General features: G+C 74.0%; 11 protein-coding genes. 3 read left to right on the top strand and 8 right to left on the bottom strand.

Translation table 11 applies throughout. The features are described from left to right. The first annotated feature begins 262 nt into the window (after positions 1–262). On the top strand, positions 263–1,450 hold the full coding sequence (locus tag SNE206_RS12755; RefSeq protein WP_407913410.1) for a sensor histidine kinase: 1,188 nt from the start codon (positions 263–265) through the stop codon (positions 1,448–1,450). Positions 1,451–1,542: 92 nt separating this feature from the next. Here SNE206_RS12755 and SNE206_RS12750 read toward each other — a convergent pair whose 3' ends face one another. The 4 genes from SNE206_RS12750 to SNE206_RS12735 all read right to left on the bottom strand — a co-directional run bounded on the left by SNE206_RS12750 (position 1,543) and on the right by SNE206_RS12735 (position 8,764). Next, positions 1,543–2,622, bottom strand: a complete 1,080-nt coding sequence (locus SNE206_RS12750; protein ID WP_407913455.1) for a S1C family serine protease — start codon at positions 2,620–2,622, stop codon at positions 1,543–1,545. 307 nt (positions 2,623–2,929) lie between these two features. Further along, positions 2,930–4,072, bottom strand: a complete 1,143-nt coding sequence (locus SNE206_RS12745; RefSeq protein ID WP_407913409.1) for a glycosyltransferase — start codon at positions 4,070–4,072, stop codon at positions 2,930–2,932. Continuing rightward, positions 4,069–6,963 (bottom strand): CDP-glycerol glycerophosphotransferase family protein, encoded by a 2,895-nt coding sequence (locus SNE206_RS12740; RefSeq protein ID WP_407913408.1) that lies wholly within the window; start codon positions 6,961–6,963, stop codon positions 4,069–4,071. Before SNE206_RS12740 ends, SNE206_RS12745 begins: the two co-directional genes overlap by 4 nt. A 163-nt stretch (positions 6,964–7,126) precedes the next feature. Next, positions 7,127–8,764: a glycosyltransferase gene (locus tag SNE206_RS12735; protein ID WP_407913407.1), complete on the bottom strand. Its 1,638-nt coding sequence runs from the start codon at positions 8,762–8,764 to the stop codon at positions 7,127–7,129. Between the two features lie 153 nt (positions 8,765–8,917). Here SNE206_RS12735 and galE point away from each other — a divergent pair, with 153 nt between their 5' ends. Further along, complete coding sequence (gene galE, locus SNE206_RS12730; protein ID WP_407913406.1) at positions 8,918–9,901, top strand: UDP-glucose 4-epimerase GalE; 984 nt, start codon at positions 8,918–8,920, stop codon at positions 9,899–9,901. An 80-nt stretch (positions 9,902–9,981) separates the two neighbouring features. Here galE and SNE206_RS12725 read toward each other — a convergent pair whose 3' ends face one another. Beyond that, a complete protein-coding gene (locus SNE206_RS12725) occupies positions 9,982–12,294 on the bottom strand; it encodes a serine/threonine-protein kinase (RefSeq protein WP_407913405.1) in 2,313 nt (770 codons plus the stop codon). 371 nt (positions 12,295–12,665) lie between these two features. Here SNE206_RS12725 and SNE206_RS12720 point away from each other — a divergent pair, with 371 nt between their 5' ends. After that, positions 12,666–13,307 (top strand): TetR family transcriptional regulator, encoded by a 642-nt coding sequence (locus SNE206_RS12720; protein WP_407913404.1) that lies wholly within the window; start codon positions 12,666–12,668, stop codon positions 13,305–13,307. Between the two features lie 185 nt (positions 13,308–13,492). Here SNE206_RS12720 and SNE206_RS12715 read toward each other — a convergent pair whose 3' ends face one another. The 3 genes from SNE206_RS12715 to mqnE form a co-directional block, all read right to left on the bottom strand. Further along, a complete protein-coding gene (locus tag SNE206_RS12715; protein WP_407913403.1) occupies positions 13,493–14,437 on the bottom strand; it encodes a beta-ketoacyl-ACP synthase III in 945 nt (314 codons plus the stop codon). Between the two features lie 105 nt (positions 14,438–14,542). Further along, on the bottom strand, positions 14,543–15,475 hold the full coding sequence (locus SNE206_RS12710; RefSeq protein ID WP_407913402.1) for a hypothetical protein: 933 nt from the start codon (positions 15,473–15,475) through the stop codon (positions 14,543–14,545). 212 nt (positions 15,476–15,687) lie between these two features. Beyond that, positions 15,688–16,851: an aminofutalosine synthase MqnE gene (gene mqnE / locus SNE206_RS12705; protein WP_407913401.1), complete on the bottom strand. Its 1,164-nt coding sequence runs from the start codon at positions 16,849–16,851 to the stop codon at positions 15,688–15,690.

The following is a 16,851-nucleotide window of genomic DNA, read 5'->3' as shown; positions in this document are numbered from 1 at the left end:
TCTAAATGCACCGCTGAGGTACTCCTGCACCCGCCCGAGCGGGCAGCCACATGCTGGACACCGGCCCCGGGCGGCACGGGAGCGGGCTGCCGTCCCCCGGGTGGGGATAACCCCCCTCCGGGGACGGCACCCAGCACCATGGCACGGCGGCCCCCCGGACCGCGATGCTGGTCCGGCAGCGGGGCACCGGGCGCCACGGGGGTGCCCGGGTCCGCTGCTCCCCGGGGACGGGGACGACATCGAAGGGGCAGGTGCACGCACGATGAAGGACCTGGCTGACCGCGAGGCGGAGGCGGCCCGGCCCTCCCTGTACGGGCCGCGGCTCTGGCTGCAGGTGCAGCACCTGCTGCTGAACCTGCCGCTCGGCATCGCCGGGTTCGTCCTCACGGTGGTGACGCTGACGGTCGGCCTGGGCCTGGCACTGACGGTGATCGGCCTGCCGGTGCTGGCCGCGGGCCTGGCCGGCAGCCGGTGGCTGGGGTCGGTCGCCCGGCGGAGGGCCCGTCACGCACTCGGCTCGGACGTCGCCGAGCCGGGCCCGCTGACACCGGCGCGGACGGGGGTGGCGGGCCGGATCGTCGCCGGGCTGACGGACTCCCTGAGCTGGCGCTCCGCCGTGTACGGCGTGCTGCTGCTGCCCTGGGGGATCATCGGCTTCGCCCTCACCCTGGTGCTGCTGATCGTGGGGTGGCCGGTGCTGCCGTGGGCGATCGGCGGCCTGGCCGCGCTCGACCGGATGCTCGTCGGCAGCCTGCTCTGCCCGAACGCGCTGAGCGTGCGGGTGCGGGAGCTGGAGGACGACCGCGGGGCGGTGGTCGACACGGCGGCGGCGGACCTGCGCCGGATCGAGCGCGACCTGCACGACGGCGCGCAGGCCCGGCTGGTCGCGCTGGCCATGGACCTCGGCCTGGCGAAGGAGAAGCTGGGCGAGGCGGGCACGGCGGACGAGGTCGCCGCGGCGGCCCGGATGGTGGGCAGCGCGCACGGCGAGGTGAAGCTGGCCCTGCAGGAGCTGCGCGACCTGGCCCGGGGCATCCACCCGGCGGTCCTGACGGACCGGGGCCTGGATGCGGCGCTCTCGGCCGTCGCGGCGCGCTGCACGGTGCCCGGCGGGGTGAGGGTGCACGTCGACCTCAACGGCACCGACCGGCCGGACCCCGCGGTGGAGGGCATCGCGTACTTCACCGTCAGCGAGCTGCTGACCAACGTCTCCAGGCATTCCGGCGCGCACTCCGCGACGGTGGACGTCCGGCGGGCCGACGACCGGCTGCTGCTGGTGGTGCAGGACGACGGCCACGGCGGCGCCGACCGCGGGCGGGGCAGCGGGCTGGCGGGCCTGGCCGAACGCGTCGGCGCGGTCGACGGGGTGTTCGCGGTGGAGAGTCCGGCGGGCGGTCCGACCGCGGTCACCGTCGAGCTGCCGTGGCGCACCCGGACGGCACGCGGCTGACGGAGGGCCCGTGGTGGAGGGGCCGTGGTGGAGGGCCCGGCGGCCGCCTCCCTTGCGCGGTGCGGCCGCCGGGCCCGGCCCGGGGGTGCGGGTCAGGCGGTCTTGAGGGTGTCCAGGGTGGCCTGGGCGGTACGCGTGGTGCCGTCGCGGGTGTAGGTCACGGTGACCTGCTCGCCCGGGGTGAGCTGGGCGAGCGCGGTGGTGAGCGAGGCGATGGTGGTGACGGGGGTGTCGCCGAGCGCGGTGATGACGTCGCCGGCCTGGATGCCGGCCGTGGCGGCGGACCCTCCGGGGAGGACGCTGACGACGGCGACGCCCGCGGGCTGGAAGTTCGCGTCGAAGTAGGTGCGTCCGGTGATGTCGAGGGCGGCGCGGCCGGAGTCGGTGACCTTGCCGTCCTTGACCAGCTGGTCGGCGATGCTGGTGATGGTGACCGACGGGATGGCGAAGCCGATGCCGGGCGCGGCTCCCCCGTTCAGCTCCTGGTCGACGGCGGCGAGGGTGTTGATGCCGATGACCTTGCTGTCCAGGCCCACGAGGGCGCCGCCGCTGTTGCCGGGGTTGATGGCGGCCGAGGTCTGCACCATGTTGCTGATGGTCGCGCCCGCCGCGCTGCCGCTGGCGGGCTCGGTGACGGTGCGCCCGGTCGCCGAGACGATGCCCTGGGTGACGCTGCTGGCGAGCCCGAGCGGGCTGCCCATCGCGAGGGTGATCTGCCCGACCTCGACCGTGGAGGAGTTCGCGAAGACGGCGGGCTTGAGCCCGCCGGGCACGCTGGTGAGCCGGATGACCGCCAGGTCGGACTCGGGGTAGCTGCCGACGAGGGTGGCGTCGAGGCCCTTGGTGCTGTTGGCCAGGGTGACGGTGAAGGTGGTGGCGGTGCCGACGACGTGGGCGTTGGTGACGATGTCGCCCTTGGTGTCGTAGACGATGCCGGAGCCGAGGCCGTCCGCCGTGGTGATCTGCACGACCGAGGGCAGCACGTCGGCGATGACCCGCTGGTAGGCGTTCTGCAGCTCGACGCCCCCGGCGACCGGGGCACCCGTCCCCGCAGAGGCGCTGCCGGTGGCGGACCGGGTGGCGGACGCCGAACGGGAGGCCGAGCCGGACGCCCCGGACTGCGGGGCGGCCGCACTGGTGCACCCGGTCGCCACGAGTCCGGCCAGCGCCAGGGCGGCGCCGTACGACCAGAGCTTCGGCCCGGTGGGGCGAGGTCCGGCCGGGTACGGGCGGGTCGGTTCCTTCTTCGGGCGCACCGGGGTTCCTCCGGAGGTGTGCACGGATGCGACAGGTGAGATGGCTTTGTCAGCATTTCACCTGTATGTCCGGTTCACCGGACCGGCGCGCCCGGAAGACCCCCGCCCGCGGGGCCCGCCGCCGGCCGGCCACCCCCGCCGCACCCGCCACCCCCGCCGCACCTGCCGCACCTGCCGTACCTGCCGTCCCGGACGAGGAACCGCACCCGCCGCACCCGCCGGGTCACGCCTCCAGCAGCGCGAAGAGTTCCTCCCAGCGGTCCAGCACCCGGTCCGGGGCGTACCGCACGATCGCCTCGCGGGCCCGCTCCCCCATCGCGTCGCGCAGCTCCTGGTCGTCCATCAGCCGGCCGAGCTGCCGGGCCAGCGCCGCGGTGTTGCCGACCGGGGCGAGCAGCCCGTCCTCGCCGTCCCGCACGATCTCGTGCACACCGGGCGCGCAGTCGAAGGCGACGCAGGGCACGCCGCAGGCCATGGCCTCCATCAGCGAGATCGGGAAGCCCTCGCCGCGCGAGGACAGCACGAACGCCCCTGCCCCGGCCAGCGCCCCCGGCACGTCGTCCGTCCGGCCGGCGAACTCGACCGACCCGTCCAGCCCGAGCGCGGAGCACTGCGCGCGGAGCGCGTCCTCCTCCTCGCCGAGGCCGTAGATCCTCAGCTGCCAGCCGGGCCGGTCGGCGACCGCCTCGGCCCAGGTCTCCAGCAGCAGGTCGACGCCCTTCTCCTGGGCGAGGCGGCCGATGGAGACGACCGTCCGGGTGGCCGGCTCGACCGTCTCCGGCAGCGCGAACGGCAGCGGGTTGGGGATGCCGCAGGTGGAGTTCATGCCCTGGCGGATCCAGGCGTCGGCGTCCTCGTCGGTGAGCACGACCAGCCGGTCGACGTCCGCGTAGTACCGCTGCACCCGGCCGAACCGGGAGGACGCCCTGCACGTCTCGAACGACTCGTGGCTCATGCCGATCACCTGAAGGCCCTTCAGGTCGGCCAGCGCCACCCACTCCATCGCCCACACCTGGGTGACGATCACCACCGCACCGGGCCGGGCGGCGCGGAACATCGCGCTCATCCGCCCGGCGGCCTCCCGCATCCCGGCGGCCCGCGCGGCCTGCCGCCGCCGGGCGCGCACGTCCAGCTGCTGCCACGGGAAGCGGGGCGTCCACGCCGCCGGCGGCTGCCCGGTGTGGAGGGTGGTCATGCCGTACGGGAGGTCGTCGCCGAAGTCCTTGTGCAGCACGGCGGGCGTGATGCCGATCAGCTCGACCCGGTGCCCGCGGCCGGTCAGCAGTCCGGCCATCCGGTGCGACCAGCTGGCCACGCCGCCCAGCTCGTCGACGCTGTTGCTGACGATGAAGATGTCGCGGCTCACGCGCCCGCCTCCCGCTCGTGCTTGCCGGCGCCGAACATCAGGTCGGCGACCCGCGCCGCCGCGTCGCCCCGGTCGTACTCCCCGTACGCCGCCGCGAAGTCGCGCCGCGCGTCCGCGTACTCCTTGCCCACCGACTCCAGCTCGGCCAGGGCCGCGAACAGCTCGCCCGGCTCCCGCAGCACCGGTCCCGGCGCCTCGCTCAGCAGGTCGAAGTACGTGCCGCGGACGTCGTCGGCGTACTCCTCCCAGTCGTAGGCGAAGAACAGCATCGGCCGGTCCAGCAGCGCGTAGTCGAACATCAGCGAGGAGTAGTCGGTGATCAGTGCGTCGGAGAGCTGGTAGAGCGGGGTGACCTCCTGGACGTCGGAGACGTCGATCACCCGCCCGCGCACCGACGGCGGCAGCACCACCTTGTTGAGGTAGTGGCAGCGCACCAGCAGCGTCATCCGGTCGCCGAAGCGCTCCGCGAACTCCTCCACGTCGAAGGGCAGCTCGAACGCCCGGACCCTGCCGCGGGCGTCGGCGCGGAACGTCGGCGCGTACAGCACCACCGGCTTCGACAGGTCGATGCCGAGCTCGCCGGCCAGCTGCCGGTCCTTCGCGGCGTCCTCGCGCAGCAGCACGTCGTTGCGCGGGTAGCCGGCCCGCAGCAGCCGCTCCTCGCCGATCCGGTACGCCGGGGCGAGCGTGCGCACGTCGTGCTCGGAGCGCACGACGAAGTGGTCGAAGCGGTTCAGCCCGGCCAGGTACTCGGCCTGCTGCACCGGCGTCTGCCGCTTGAGCGCGGCCAGGTCGAAGCCCATCTTCTTGAGCGCCGAGCCGTGCCAGGTCTGGATGTAGGTGGTCTCCGGGCGCTTGCGCAGCCGGTGCGGGAAGCCCTGGTTGTCGACCCAGTACTCGGCCTGCGCGAGGGCCCGCAGGTACGGCCAGGACCAGCGCCGCACCAGGGTGGCGCCGGAGGGGAAGCCCTCGGTGCTCCGCGCGTACGACCAGACCGCCTTCATCGGGGCGCCGCGCCGCACCAGCTCCTCGTAGACGGCGCGCGGGCTGTCGCTGTACTGCCGGCCCTGGTGGCTCTCGAAGACGACCTGGCCCTTCACCACCGGCAGCTTCTGCAGGAGCTGGTGGTAGACCTTCAGCTTGGTGTCGCCGTTGTTGAGCGTGCGGCGCAGCTCCAGGGCTCCGCGCACCGTCCGGCGGGCCCGGTCGGCGGCGGCGTTGGCGACGGCGGAGGCCTCGCCGCGCAGGGCGCGCTCGATCAGGTCGGTGCCCCGGCGGGCGGCCGCGCCCTCGGCGGTGAGCTCGAAGGCCAGGTGGCCGCGGGCGGTGGCCTGCGGGGTGAGGCGGTCGCCGGTGAGCCGGGTCAGCCGGGGCCGGACGGCGGGTGCCGCCGGGGCCGTGAGGTCGGTGTCGCCGACGGTGAGGCGGGTGGTGGTGCGCTCGCCGTTGACGGTCAGCACGCAGCGCACGTCCCACACCGCGTCGAGCACGCCGAGCGGCCGCAGCCGGCGGCCGAGGTCGGCGGTGGCGCTCCAGGCGATGCCGTCCCCGTCGTGCCGCACCTCCCCCACCGGGAAGGTGAACGACTTCATGCCCTTGCGGCGCGGCGAGAACAGCAGCCGGGCGGAGAGCTTGGCGTCCGACGGGATGCGGCCGAGCGGGTTGACGATCCGCCCGGCGAGTTCGACGCCCGCCGGGCCGGCGGCGTAGCGGGTGAGCCGGTTGCGCAGGAAGAGCTTGCGCAGCGGCGTCGCGTGGTAGCCGTGGGCCGTGACGTCGAGCACCCGGCGGCCTTCGGGGTCGTCGAGGTGCTCGGGGCAGAAGTAGACCCGGCCGTCCTGCTCGGTGAGCGGCGCGGCGAGCTTGTCGCGGTTGATGAGGGTGTCGACGGCGGGCAGCAGGTTGTCCCAGTCGTCCTGGCCGAGCAGGTAGGCGCAGACCCGCTGCGGGCTGCCGACCTCCTCGTACGCCTCGGGGGCGAGCCCGGTGAGGTAGCTGCGGGCGTGCCCGGCGAACTCCTTGCGGAAGTCCTCCGGCAGGAACGGCAGGTCGCGCAGGTGCAGCACCAGGTCGTGCTTGAGGAACTTCACGTCCTTGCGGTACTTCAGCTCCGTCATGCCGCGGTCGGCGAGCATGGCGTCGATCCGGCGGTGGATCTCCAGCCGGTCGGTGAAGTTGCGGATCTCGTGGCGCCGGTTGGAGAGCGAGCGCTCGCCCTTGGTGGGCGGGGCGACGTCCCACCAGTAGACCCGGTTGGGGATGAGGGTGATCCTCGCGGCGGCGAGGTAGGCCTGCGAGGAGAACAGCAGGTCCTCGTAGAGGATGCCGACGGGGAAGGTCAGCGCCTGCTCGGCGAGGAACGCCCGCCGGTAGGCCTTGTTGGTGGAGAGGGTGTCCCACACCAGCAGGTCGGGCATCTCGGCGACGGAGTCGAGGGTGCGGGTGCGGGCGTAGATCCACGGGTACCAGGCGTCGGTCTTGCCGTGCCGGTTGCCGAGGAAGCGGCGCACGCTGAGGCCGGAGACGAGGTCGGCCCCGGTGCGGGTGCCGGCCTCGTAGAGGTTGCGGGCGGCGTGGGCGGCGAGCTCGTCGTCGCTGTCGAGGAACATCACGTACTCGCCGCGGGCCTCGGCGACGCCGTGGTTGCGGGGGGCCCCGCAGCCGCCGCTGTTGGCGGGCAGCCGCAGGGCGCGGACGCGGCCGGGGTGTTCCTGCTCCAGCCGCAGGGCCACGGCGTGGCTGTCGTCGGTCGAGCAGTCGTCGACGATCAGCACCTCCAGGCCGCGCAGCGACTGTCCGAGGGCGGAGGCCACCGCCCGGGGCAGCCGGGCGGCGTCGTTGTAGACGATCACGATGACGCTGACCAGCGGCTGCGCCTGGCTGGAAGGCATGGAGCGAGGGTCCTTGTCGTCGGGTGCGCTGAGGGTGGTGGTGCGGGTTCCGTGCTCTGCCGATTGAGCCACGGCATCGTGGGAATCCCATGAATTCTCCCACCGCGCGCGCAGTGCCCCGTCCCTCCGGGGCCCGTGGGGTCCGTACGGCGTGCGGGGGCGGTCAGCCGAGGCGGGCGAGGATGCGCCGCAGGCGGGCCCTGACGACCTCCCAGCCGCCGCGCACGCCGTCGGCGACCCGCAGGCCGAGCTCGCCGTTGGTGGTGCCGTACGCCTGGACGAGGGCGAAGCGCAGCGGAGGCCGGTGGACGACGGCGTGCCGCTTGCCGAGGCCGGGGGCGCGGACGGCGGTCACGGCGCGGGAGCCGTCGGCGAAGCCGAGGCCGACGCGCAGCGACCAGGCGGTCATCTCGCCGACGTCGCGCAGCTCGAAGGCGTCGACGGTGGTGGAGGCCGTCCAGCCGCCGTCGGCGTGCGGGGTGAGCTCCAGCCGCCGGCGGACGCTCAGCGGCGGGCCGAGCCGGGTGCGGAGCTCCAGTTGGGCGTTGATCGGCCCGGCGGCCGACACCAGCCCGTACGGGTCGTGGACGCGCAGCCGGACGGCGCAGACCGGGCCGAGCCGCAGGGAGCCGTCGACGGCCAGCGGCAGCCGGCCGGGCGGCAGGGCGTCGAGGCCGGTGAGCGGTACGCCCGCGGCGAGCACCGGGCTGCCGTCGTCGTCGGTGAGGTAGGGCGGGGCGAGCCGCGGGGGGCTGGCGGCGAGTTCGCAGGCGCGGGCGAGTTCGGCGCCGTCGACGGGCTCGGGCCGGGCCAGCAGGAGGTCGCTGAGCCAGCGGCCGGCCGGGCTGGCCGCGGCGGCCGGGGCGGGGCCGAAGCCGGCGAGGTGGGTGCGGGCGATGCGCCACCAGGCCGTGCGGTAGGCGGCGGGCTTCTGCCGCAGTTCGCGGACGTACATCCGCAGGTCGTGGTCGATGAACTTGGTGCGGGCGGCGTCGGCGAGCCCGGGGGCGCCGGCCCCGTCGAGGATGCGGATCGCCTCGGCGTGGGCGTCCACGCGGTCCTGCCAGTTGCGGACCTCGTCGCGGCGCAGGGAGATCGACTGCCGGCCGGCCTCGCGGCGGACGTGCCAGAGGTAGACCGTCTCGCCGACGGCGACCAGGCGGGGCCGGGCGGCGTACAGGCGGGCGGTGAAGACGAAGTCCTCGTAGTGCACGGCGCCCTCGGCGAAGCGCACCTGGTGCTTGTCGAGGAAGTCCCTCAGGTAGAGCTTGTTGACGCAGAGGGTGTCGCGGAGGAACTCCGGGCGGGCGTCGATGCCGTCGTAGCGGCGGGGCGGGGCGCCGACCGCGGGGAAGAGGTCGCGCTGCCAGGGGGTGTCGGTGCCGGCCGGGAGTTCGCGGCGCACGCAGACGCCGGCGGTCACCTCGGCCTGTTCGGCGACGGCGGTCGCCAGCAGGGTGCGCACGGCGTCGGGGGCGAGCACGTCGTCGCTGTCGAGCAGCATCACGTACGGGCTGCGGGCGGCGGCGAGGCCCTGGTTCCGGGGGGTGCCGCAGCCGCCGCTGTTCTCCGTCCGCGTGATGACTCTCACGCGGGGATCGGCGGCGGCGAGGCGGGTCAGGCGCTCCGGAGTGGCATCGGTGGAGGCGTCGTCGACCACGACGACCTCGGCGACGCAGCTTCCCTGGGACAGCGCCGAGCGCACCGCGTCGGTGATGTGCGCGGCGTCGTCGTAGACGATGACCACGATGCTGACCTGGGGTGTCGCGCCGGGCGTCGTGCCGGGAGTGCTGGCGGTCATCCCGCGACCTGCTCCTCCCGCTGACGACAACCGCCTGCGATCGTACCGGACCGTACTTATCAGGGTGTCGGATAACTCGCGCCTCGGACGCGCCGACCGGGCCCGCCGGACTGCCGGAGCCGACTCGAACGCGTGCCGCATAGGATTTCGAGTATGACTTGGTTGATCACGGGCGGCGCCGGATACATCGGCGGACATGTCGTGCGGCAGCTCGCGGAGGCCGGCGAACGGGTCGTCGTGCTCGACGACCTCAGCTCGGGCGCGCCCGGCCGGCTGCCCGCGGGGGTGCCCCTGGTGGTCGGCTCCACGCTCGACCGCGGGGTGCTCGACGCGGCGATCCGGGAGCACGGCGTCACCGGTGTGCTGCACGTCGCGGCGAAGAAGCAGGTCGGCGAGTCGGTGGCGGAGCCGCTGCTCTACTACCGGGAGAACGTCGAGGGCCTGCGCACGGTGCTGGACGCCGCCGTCGGGGGCGGTGTGCGCCGGGTGCTGTTCTCGTCCTCGGCCGCGGTGTACGGCATGCCGGACGTCGACGTGGTGACCGAGGACACCCCGTGCGCGCCGATCAACCCGTACGGCGAGACGAAGCTGGTCGGCGAGTGGCTGCTGCAGGCCGCGGCCCGGGCGTACGGGCTGTCGACGGTCTCGCTGCGGTACTTCAACGTGGCGGGCGCGCACTCGCCCGAGCTGGCCGACGACGGGGTGAGCAACCTCGTGCCGATGGTCTTCCGGCGCCTCACCGACGGCCTGCCCCCGCTGGTCTTCGGCGACGACTACCCGACGCCGGACGGCACCTGCGTCCGCGACTACATCCACGTCGAGGACGTCGCCTCCGCGCACGTCGCCGCGGTGCGCCGGCTGGACGCCGAGGACGGGCCGCTGAGCCTGACGCTCAACATCGGCCGCGGCGAGGGCGTGTCCGTCCGCGGGATGCTCGACGCGATCGCCCGGATCACCGGCCACGGCACCGCCCCGGAGAACGCCCCGCGCCGCCCCGGCGACCCGGCCCGGGTGGTCGCGTCCGCCGACCTCATCCGCAAGGAGCTCGGCTGGTCGGCGCGGTACGGCGTCGACGAGATGATCGGCTCCGCCTGGGAGGGCTGGCTGGCCCGGCACCCCGGGGCCCGGCGGCCCTGACCCCGGCGCCCCGGCGCCCCGCCCCGGCGGTGCCGTGCAGGGCCGGGGCAGGGCGGAGGCGGGGCGGCGCGGGCCGGGGCCTAGTGCGGTACCGCCGTGCCGTAGTACGAGTCCAGCGCGTAGACGCAGCGGTCCTTGCTGCCCGCGAAGACCCGGCCGGCGACGGCCACCGGCGACCCGGTGAGTTCGCCCTTGGTGCCGAGCTCCCAGCGGAGCCGCCCGGTGGCCAGGTCGACGGTGTGCAGGGAGTGGTCCCGGCTGCCGATGTGCACCAGGCCGTCGGCGACCGCGGGCGATCCGACGATCTCCCCGCGGGCGGTGTAGCGCCAGCGCTCCCGGCCGGTGGCCGTGTCGAAGGCGAACAGCGTGTCCCCGGAGCCGAGCAGCACGGCGGTGTCGGCGACCACCGCGGGCTCGGCGCCCTGACGGCTGCCGGTCCGGCCGCGCCAGCGCTCCCGCCCGGTGGAGAGGTCGACGGCGTAGAGGGTGCCGAGGTAGTCGGCGACGTACACGGCACCGGCGTCGAGGGCCGGCGGGGTGAAGAGCACCACGGGTGCGTCGAACCGCCAGCGCTCGGCACCGGTGGCCGCGTCCAGCGCGTGCACCCGGGTGCCGGCCGTGACGTACAGCACGCCGCCGCGCTCCACGGGACGCGAGGGCACGTCCTCGCCGACCCGGAACGACCAGCGCAGCCCGCCGCCGCGGGGGTCGACGCAGCGCAGCCGCCCGCCGCCGTAGTAGTACGCGGCGCCGCCGAGCAGGGCCGGGCCGGACTGCGGGTTCTCGTAGTCCTGCTGGGCGTCGTCGGCCCGCCACAGCTCGGCGCCGTTGGCCGCCGAGCGGAGCTGGACCCCGCCGCCCCTGATGCCGCAGCAGAGCACGCCGTCGGCGGCGTCCAGGGCGTACACCCAGCCGTCGAGGGAGTTGCGCCAGCGCTCGGTGCCGTCGGCGACGTCGACCGTGTACAGGTGCGGGCCGTCGGCGGCGTGCACCCGGCCGTCGGCGACGGCCAGGGCCCAGGCGACGTCCCGGGTCTTCCAGCGCCGCTCGCCGGAGGCGATGTCGAGCGCGTGCACCTCGAAGCTGGAGACGAACAGGGTGCCGTCGGCGACCACCGGGGTGCCCCACACGTCGTTGGACATCCGGAACCGCCAGGGCCGCCACCGCACCGCCGGGGCGGGCGGCGGGACGGGGGCGGGCGCCGGGGCGGGCACCGGGGGGCGGCGCACCCAGTCGGTGGCCGCCGGGGCGGCCGGGGCGGCCGCACCGCTGCCGGGCTGCCCGGCGACGGACTGGTCGGCCCGCGGGCCGGGCCCTATCCGTACGGGACCGCCGGACAGCCGCACCTCGCCGGCGACCGGTCGGCGGCCCGGCGCCATGCGCTCGGTGGCGGCCTCGCCGCCGAGCGAGCCGGCACCGGCGGCCACCGGCGGCGGGGCGACCGGCTGCGGCGGCACCGGGGCGACCGGCTGCGGCGGGGCGACCGGCTGCGGGGCGGGAACGGGGCGGCGCCCGCGCTTCTGCTCGATGAGTTCGAGGGCGCTGTCGGGCAGCCAGTCGCCCGCGTCCCCGAGGGCGTCGTCCGAGAAGAGGTGCGGGGCCAGCTCGGCCTGGATCTGCGCCGGGGTGGGGCGGTGCTCCGGGGAGGGGCGCATGCAGGCCCGGACGAGGTCGACCAGCTCGACCGGCAGCCCGGAGAGGTCGGGCTGGTCGCGCAGGAGCTGGAAGACCGTCTCGACCGGGTTGGCGCCGCGGTAGGGCGGGTGCCCGGTGCCGCAGAAGACGAGCAGCGAGCCGAGCGAGAAGACGTCGCTCGCGCCGGTGACGCTGCGGCTGTCGCGGGCCTGCTCGGGCGACATGTAGGCCGGGGTGCCGACGGCGACGTTGGTCATGGTGAGCCGGGTGTGCGAGACGCCCGCGGCGATGCCGAAGTCGATCACGCGCGGGCCGTCCTCGACGACCAGCACGTTGGACGGCTTGAGGTCGCGGTGCACCAGGCCGGCGGCGTGGATCGACTGGAGGGCCTCGGCGATGCCGGCGACCAGCCAGCGCACCGCGACGACCGGCAGCGGCCCGCAGTGGTTGACCAGGTCCTCCAGCGAGGGCGCGGGCACGTAGGCGGTGGCGAGCCAGGGCACCCGTGCGTCTGCGTCGGCATCGACCACGGCGGCGGTGTAGAAGCCGCCGACCGTCTTGGCGGCGGCGATCTCGCGGGCGAAGCGGACCCGGAAGAGGTCGTCCTCGGCCAGCTCGGTGCGCACGGTCTTGATGGCGACGCGGCGGCCGGAGGCCGAGCGCGCCAGGTAGACCAGGCCCATTCCGCCCGCGCCGAGCCGCCCCAGCACCTCGAAGGGCCCGATCCGCCTTGGATCGTGCGCCGTCAGCTGGTCCACTGAGCTGCCACCTCCCCGTTGTGCCGTCCCCGGTACGGGGGTGCGCCCCCGATTCTCCAGTGCGCACCCCCCGGGAGCCAATCTCCCCCGCCCGCGGCACGCGGGCGGGCTGTTGCGGAGCGCCGGCGTCCGCCCCGAACGCCTCCCGAACGCGGCGGGACGAACCGCATCGGCGCCCGTGTCCGGCGATCACTGCGTGTCATCCGACCAACCCTCAGCAGACCAGCCGTCACGCTGTGGGGTCATCAGTGCACGGGGGGGCTGCAAGGTGATCGCTGAATATCCGTCCGGCCCCTTCCATTACCACCCCGGGCGGCGTAATAGTCGCATCACCGAATCGCGGCAAGATCGTGCCGCGGTAAGCTGACGGCATGACAGGACAAGTTCGCACCGTCGACGGTCGCGTCGCCGGGCGACGCGGACAGGAGACGCGGCAGAAGCTGCTCGACTGCCTCCGCGAGATGCTCAGCACGTCGCCTTACCGGGACGTCAAGGTCATCGACGTCGCCCGTATGGCGGGTACCTCCCCCGCGACCTTCTACCAGTACTTCCCGGATGTCGAGGGCGCCGTCCTCGAGATCGCCGAGGAAATGGCCGAGGACAGCGGCGGGCTCAAAGAGCTCGTCGAAGGAAAGTCCTGGGCGGGAAAGACCGGCGCCGCCACTTCGGAAGATCTGGTGGACGGTTTCCTCGCCTTCTGGCGCAAGAACGACGCCATTCTCCGGGTGGTGACTCTCGGTGCCGCCGAAGGGGACAAACGGTTCTTCAAGATCCGCATGAAGGTCCTCAACTCGGTCGTCGCACCCCTCACCGAGGCCGTCCGGACGAACCAGGGAAAGACCGACACGACGATCGATCCGGCCGCGGTGGCGGGATCCCTGGTCTCGCTTCTGGCCTCCGCGGCCGAGCATCAGAAGGCGTTCACCTCCTGGGGCGTGAAGGTCAAGGACCTCAAGCCCAACCTCGCGCTCCAGGTCTACCTGGGCGTCGCGGGCAAGAAGCCGCCGAAGTAGGCAGCCCCACCACCCACCCGTCAGCTCGCACGGACGACCCCGGTTTCCTGTCCGGGGCGGGGCGGACGGCGGCCGTGTCCTCGGGGGAGGTTCGCCGACGTACCGCGACGTGCCCGATCGGCAGCGGGGCGCCGGAATCACTGATTCCGGCGCCCCGCTGCTTCTCTCCGTGCCCACCGCACCCGCTACGGGCAGCGCACCACCTGGCCGGCGTACGCAAGGCCGCCGCCGAAGCCGAAGAGCAGCACCGGGTCGCCCGGGCGCAGCTCGCCGCGCTCCACCAGCTTGCTGAGCGCCAGCGGGATCGAGGCGGCCGAGGTGTTGCCCGAGTCGACCACGTCCCGGGCGACGACGGTGTCCGGGCCGACGCCGAGCTTGGAGGCGATGGCGTCGATGATCCGCAGGTTGGCCTGGTGCGCGACGAAGCCGCGCAGCTCGGACGGCTCGATGCCGGCCCTGCGGCAGGTCTCGCGGGCCAGCGGGGCGATCTTCGTGGTGGCCCAGCGGAACACCGCCTGGCCCTGCTGGCTGATGGTCGGATCCCAGCCGCTGATGACGACGGCGTCGCCCTTCCCGGGCTCGGAGCCCCACACCACCGGGCCGATCCCTGCCTCCTCGTCCGGCACGGCCTCCACCACAGCAGCGCCGGCGCCGTCGCCGAAGATCACGCAGGTGGTGCGGTCGGTCCAGTCGATGGTGTCGGACATCCGCTCGGCGCCGATCACCAGGGCCCGGGTGGCCGCGCCGGCGCGGATCGCGTGGTCGGCGGTGGCCAGCGCGTACGAGAAGCCCGAGCAGACCGTGTTGATGTCGTACGCGGCCGGGGCGGTGATCCCCAGCCGGGCGGCGACCGCGGCGGCGGTGTTGGGGCTGCGCTCCACGGCGGTGCAGGTGGCGACGACGACGAGGTCGACCTCCTGCGGCTGCCGGCCGGAGGCGGCGAGGGCTTTCTGGGCGGCTTCGGTGGCGAGGTCGACCAGGGTCTCGTCGACCGCGATGTGCCTGGTGCGGACGCCGACCCGGGAGCGGATCCACTCGTCGTCGGTGTCGACCAGCGTCGCCAGGTCGTCGTTGGTGAGGACCTTGGGCGGCTGGTAATGGCCGAGCGAAACGATACGGGAGGCGGTCATACATCAACTCAACCCGGTTACCGGCCAGTCTCCCGGTGACGCTCCGGCACAGTATCGAGGGAAGTTAGCTGTAGGAGGGTGACAACTCCGCCCAAACCGTCCGGGTCAGGCCGCCAGGGCCGCGGCGTCGCCCATGGCGATCACCGGGTGGGCCGCCGGGTCCAGCGTCCGGATGAGTTCGATCATGTCGGGCTCGGTCAGCGAGACGCAGGCGTGGGTCGGGCCGCCGTGGTCGACGTGCAGCCAGACGCCGCCGCCCTTGGCGCTGCCCTCGGGGTAGGCGGTGTCGAGCGGGGAGCGGCCCGCCACCCGGTTGTAGTTGATCGCGACCACGTAGTCGAAGGAGCCGGCCAGCTGCTCGCCGTTGAAGCCGCGGCCGCCCACGACGAAGCCGGGGTCCTTGTCGTACGGCAGCCGGCTGCCCGGATCGGCCTTGCGGCCGCCGGCGTCGGTGAGGCCGAAGACGCCGATCGGGCTGTGCAGGTCGCCGGCCTTCTTCCGGTCGGACCAGCCCTTGTAGCCGTTGTGGGCCGCCCAGGCCGTGCCGGGCTTCCAGCGGCCCTCGACGGTGCGGGTCCACAGGGTGACGGTGGTGTCGGAGGAGTCCTTGCCCTGGCCGGAGGCCAGCACGACCTGGGTGGTCTCCGCCGGGATCTTCGCCAGGAACGCCGGGCCGAGGCCCGGGATGGCCGCCAGCGTGCCGTCGTTCCGGTCGGAGCGGTCGGCGGCGCCCGGGCCCTCGGTGTGGTCGCCGGCGGACACCGGGGCGACGTCGGCCTGCTGCGCGGTGCTCTCGTCGCGGTCGGGGGCGCCGGCCGCGCTGATCACGGGCAGCGACCGCCCGGGGCCGACGGCGAACCAGCCGGCGGCGGCCGCCAGGAGGACCGCGGTGCCGCCCATCAGGGTGCGTCCGCGGCGGCGGGGCTTCACCCGGCGCCGGTGCCCGCGCTGCCGTGCCGCCTGCCCCTCCGCACTGCTGCGGGGGCCCGGCACGTCGGCCGAGCGGCGGTGCGCGGAGGCGCGATGGGAACCGGACATGGGGACGATCCTCCCAAAGTCCCGGGCCGGAACGAAACCCGGGGCGTGTGGTGAGCCTGTGAGCATACGCGTTCCGTGGGGTGGCAGACCCGTGTCCGGGGCGGCCGGAGCGGTCCGTGCGGGGTGCGCGCGGGACCGGGGCGCGCGGGTGGCGGACGCGCGCCGGGGCCCGTCGGCGGGGTGCCGACGGGCCCCGGGCGGACGGGTCGCGGTCAGAGGCGCATGGCCTGCGGGGTCTCGCGGCGGCCGAGGTCCGGGCCGTCGTACTCGCGGATGACCTCGTAGCGGGTGTTGCGCTCGACCGGGCGGAAGCCGGCGTCGCGGATGAGGTCGAGCAGGTCGTCGCGGCCGAGCTTGTTCGGGGTGCCGAAGTTGTCCGCGTCGTGGGTGATCTTGTACTCGACGACCGAGCCGTCCATGTCGTCCGCGCCGTGGCTGAGCGCCAGCTGGGCGGTGGTGACGCCGTGCATCACCCAGAAGACCTTGACGTGCGGCACGTTGTCGAACAGCAGCCGGGAGACGGCGAAGGTCTTCAGCGCCTCGGCGCCGGTCGCCATCTCGGTGCGCGCCATCAGGCGGTTGCGGACGATGCCGTCCTTGGAGTCGTGGAAGTCGTGCTGGTAGCGCAGCGGGATGAAGACCTGGAAGCCGCCGGTCTCGTCCTGCAGCTCGCGCAGGCGCAGCACGTGGTCGACCCGGTGGCGGGGCTCCTCGATGTGCCCGTACAGCATGGTGCACGGGGTCTTGAGACCCTTCTCGTGCGCCAGGCGGTGGATCCGCGACCAGTCCTCCCAGTGGGTGGCGTGGTCGACGATGTGCTGCCGGACCTCCCAGTCGAAGATCTCCGCGCCGCCGCCGGTGAGCGACTCCAGGCCGGCGTCGATCAGCTCGTCGAGGATCTCGCTCGCCGAGAGGCCGCTGATCTTCTCGAACCAGTGGATCTCGGTGGCGGTGAAGGCCTTGAGGGAGACGTTCGGCAGGGCGCTCTTCAGTTCGCGCAGCGAACGCGGGTAGTAGCGCCAGGGCAGCGTCGGGTGGAGGCCGTTGACGATGTGGAGCTCGGTGAGGGAGTCGACCTCCATGGCCTTCGCCAGGCGGACGGCCTCCTCGATGCGCATGGTGTACGCGTCCTTCTCGCCCGGCTTGCGCTGGAACGAGCAGTACGCGCAGGACGCGGCGCACACGTTGGTCATGTTGAGGTGGCGGTTGACGTTGAAGTGGACGACGTCGCCGTTCTTGACCGTCCGCACGTGGTGCGCCAGGCCGCCCAGCCAGGCCAGGTCGTCGCTCTCGTAGAGGGCGATGCCGTCCTCGCGGGTCAGCCGCTCACCCGCGTAGACCTTCGCCTCCAGCTCGCGCTTGAGCCCTGCGTCCAT

The organism is Kitasatospora sp. NE20-6, from assembly GCF_045862635.1.
Note: the sequence above shows the minus strand (reverse complement) of the source record. Positions and strands in the feature narration are given on the sequence as shown.

Excerpts from the sequence above, each read along its gene's own strand:
- SNE206_RS12755 (WP_407913410.1), top strand. The coding sequence starts at position 263 with ATGAAGGACCTGGCTGACCGCGAGGCGGAGGCGGCCCGGCCCTCCCTG.
- SNE206_RS12740 (WP_407913408.1), bottom strand. The coding sequence starts at position 6,963 with ATGCCTTCCAGCCAGGCGCAGCCGCTGGTCAGCGTCATCGTGATCGTC.
- SNE206_RS12735 (WP_407913407.1), bottom strand. The coding sequence starts at position 8,764 with ATGACCGCCAGCACTCCCGGCACGACGCCCGGCGCGACACCCCAGGTC.
- galE (WP_407913406.1), top strand. The coding sequence starts at position 8,918 with ATGACTTGGTTGATCACGGGCGGCGCCGGATACATCGGCGGACATGTC.
- SNE206_RS12720 (WP_407913404.1), top strand. The coding sequence starts at position 12,666 with ATGACAGGACAAGTTCGCACCGTCGACGGTCGCGTCGCCGGGCGACGC.
- SNE206_RS12715 (WP_407913403.1), bottom strand. The coding sequence starts at position 14,437 with ATGACCGCCTCCCGTATCGTTTCGCTCGGCCATTACCAGCCGCCCAAG.
- SNE206_RS12710 (WP_407913402.1), bottom strand. The coding sequence starts at position 15,475 with ATGTCCGGTTCCCATCGCGCCTCCGCGCACCGCCGCTCGGCCGACGTG.
- mqnE (WP_407913401.1), bottom strand. The coding sequence starts at position 16,851 with ATGGACGCAGGGCTCAAGCGCGAGCTGGAGGCGAAGGTCTACGCGGGT.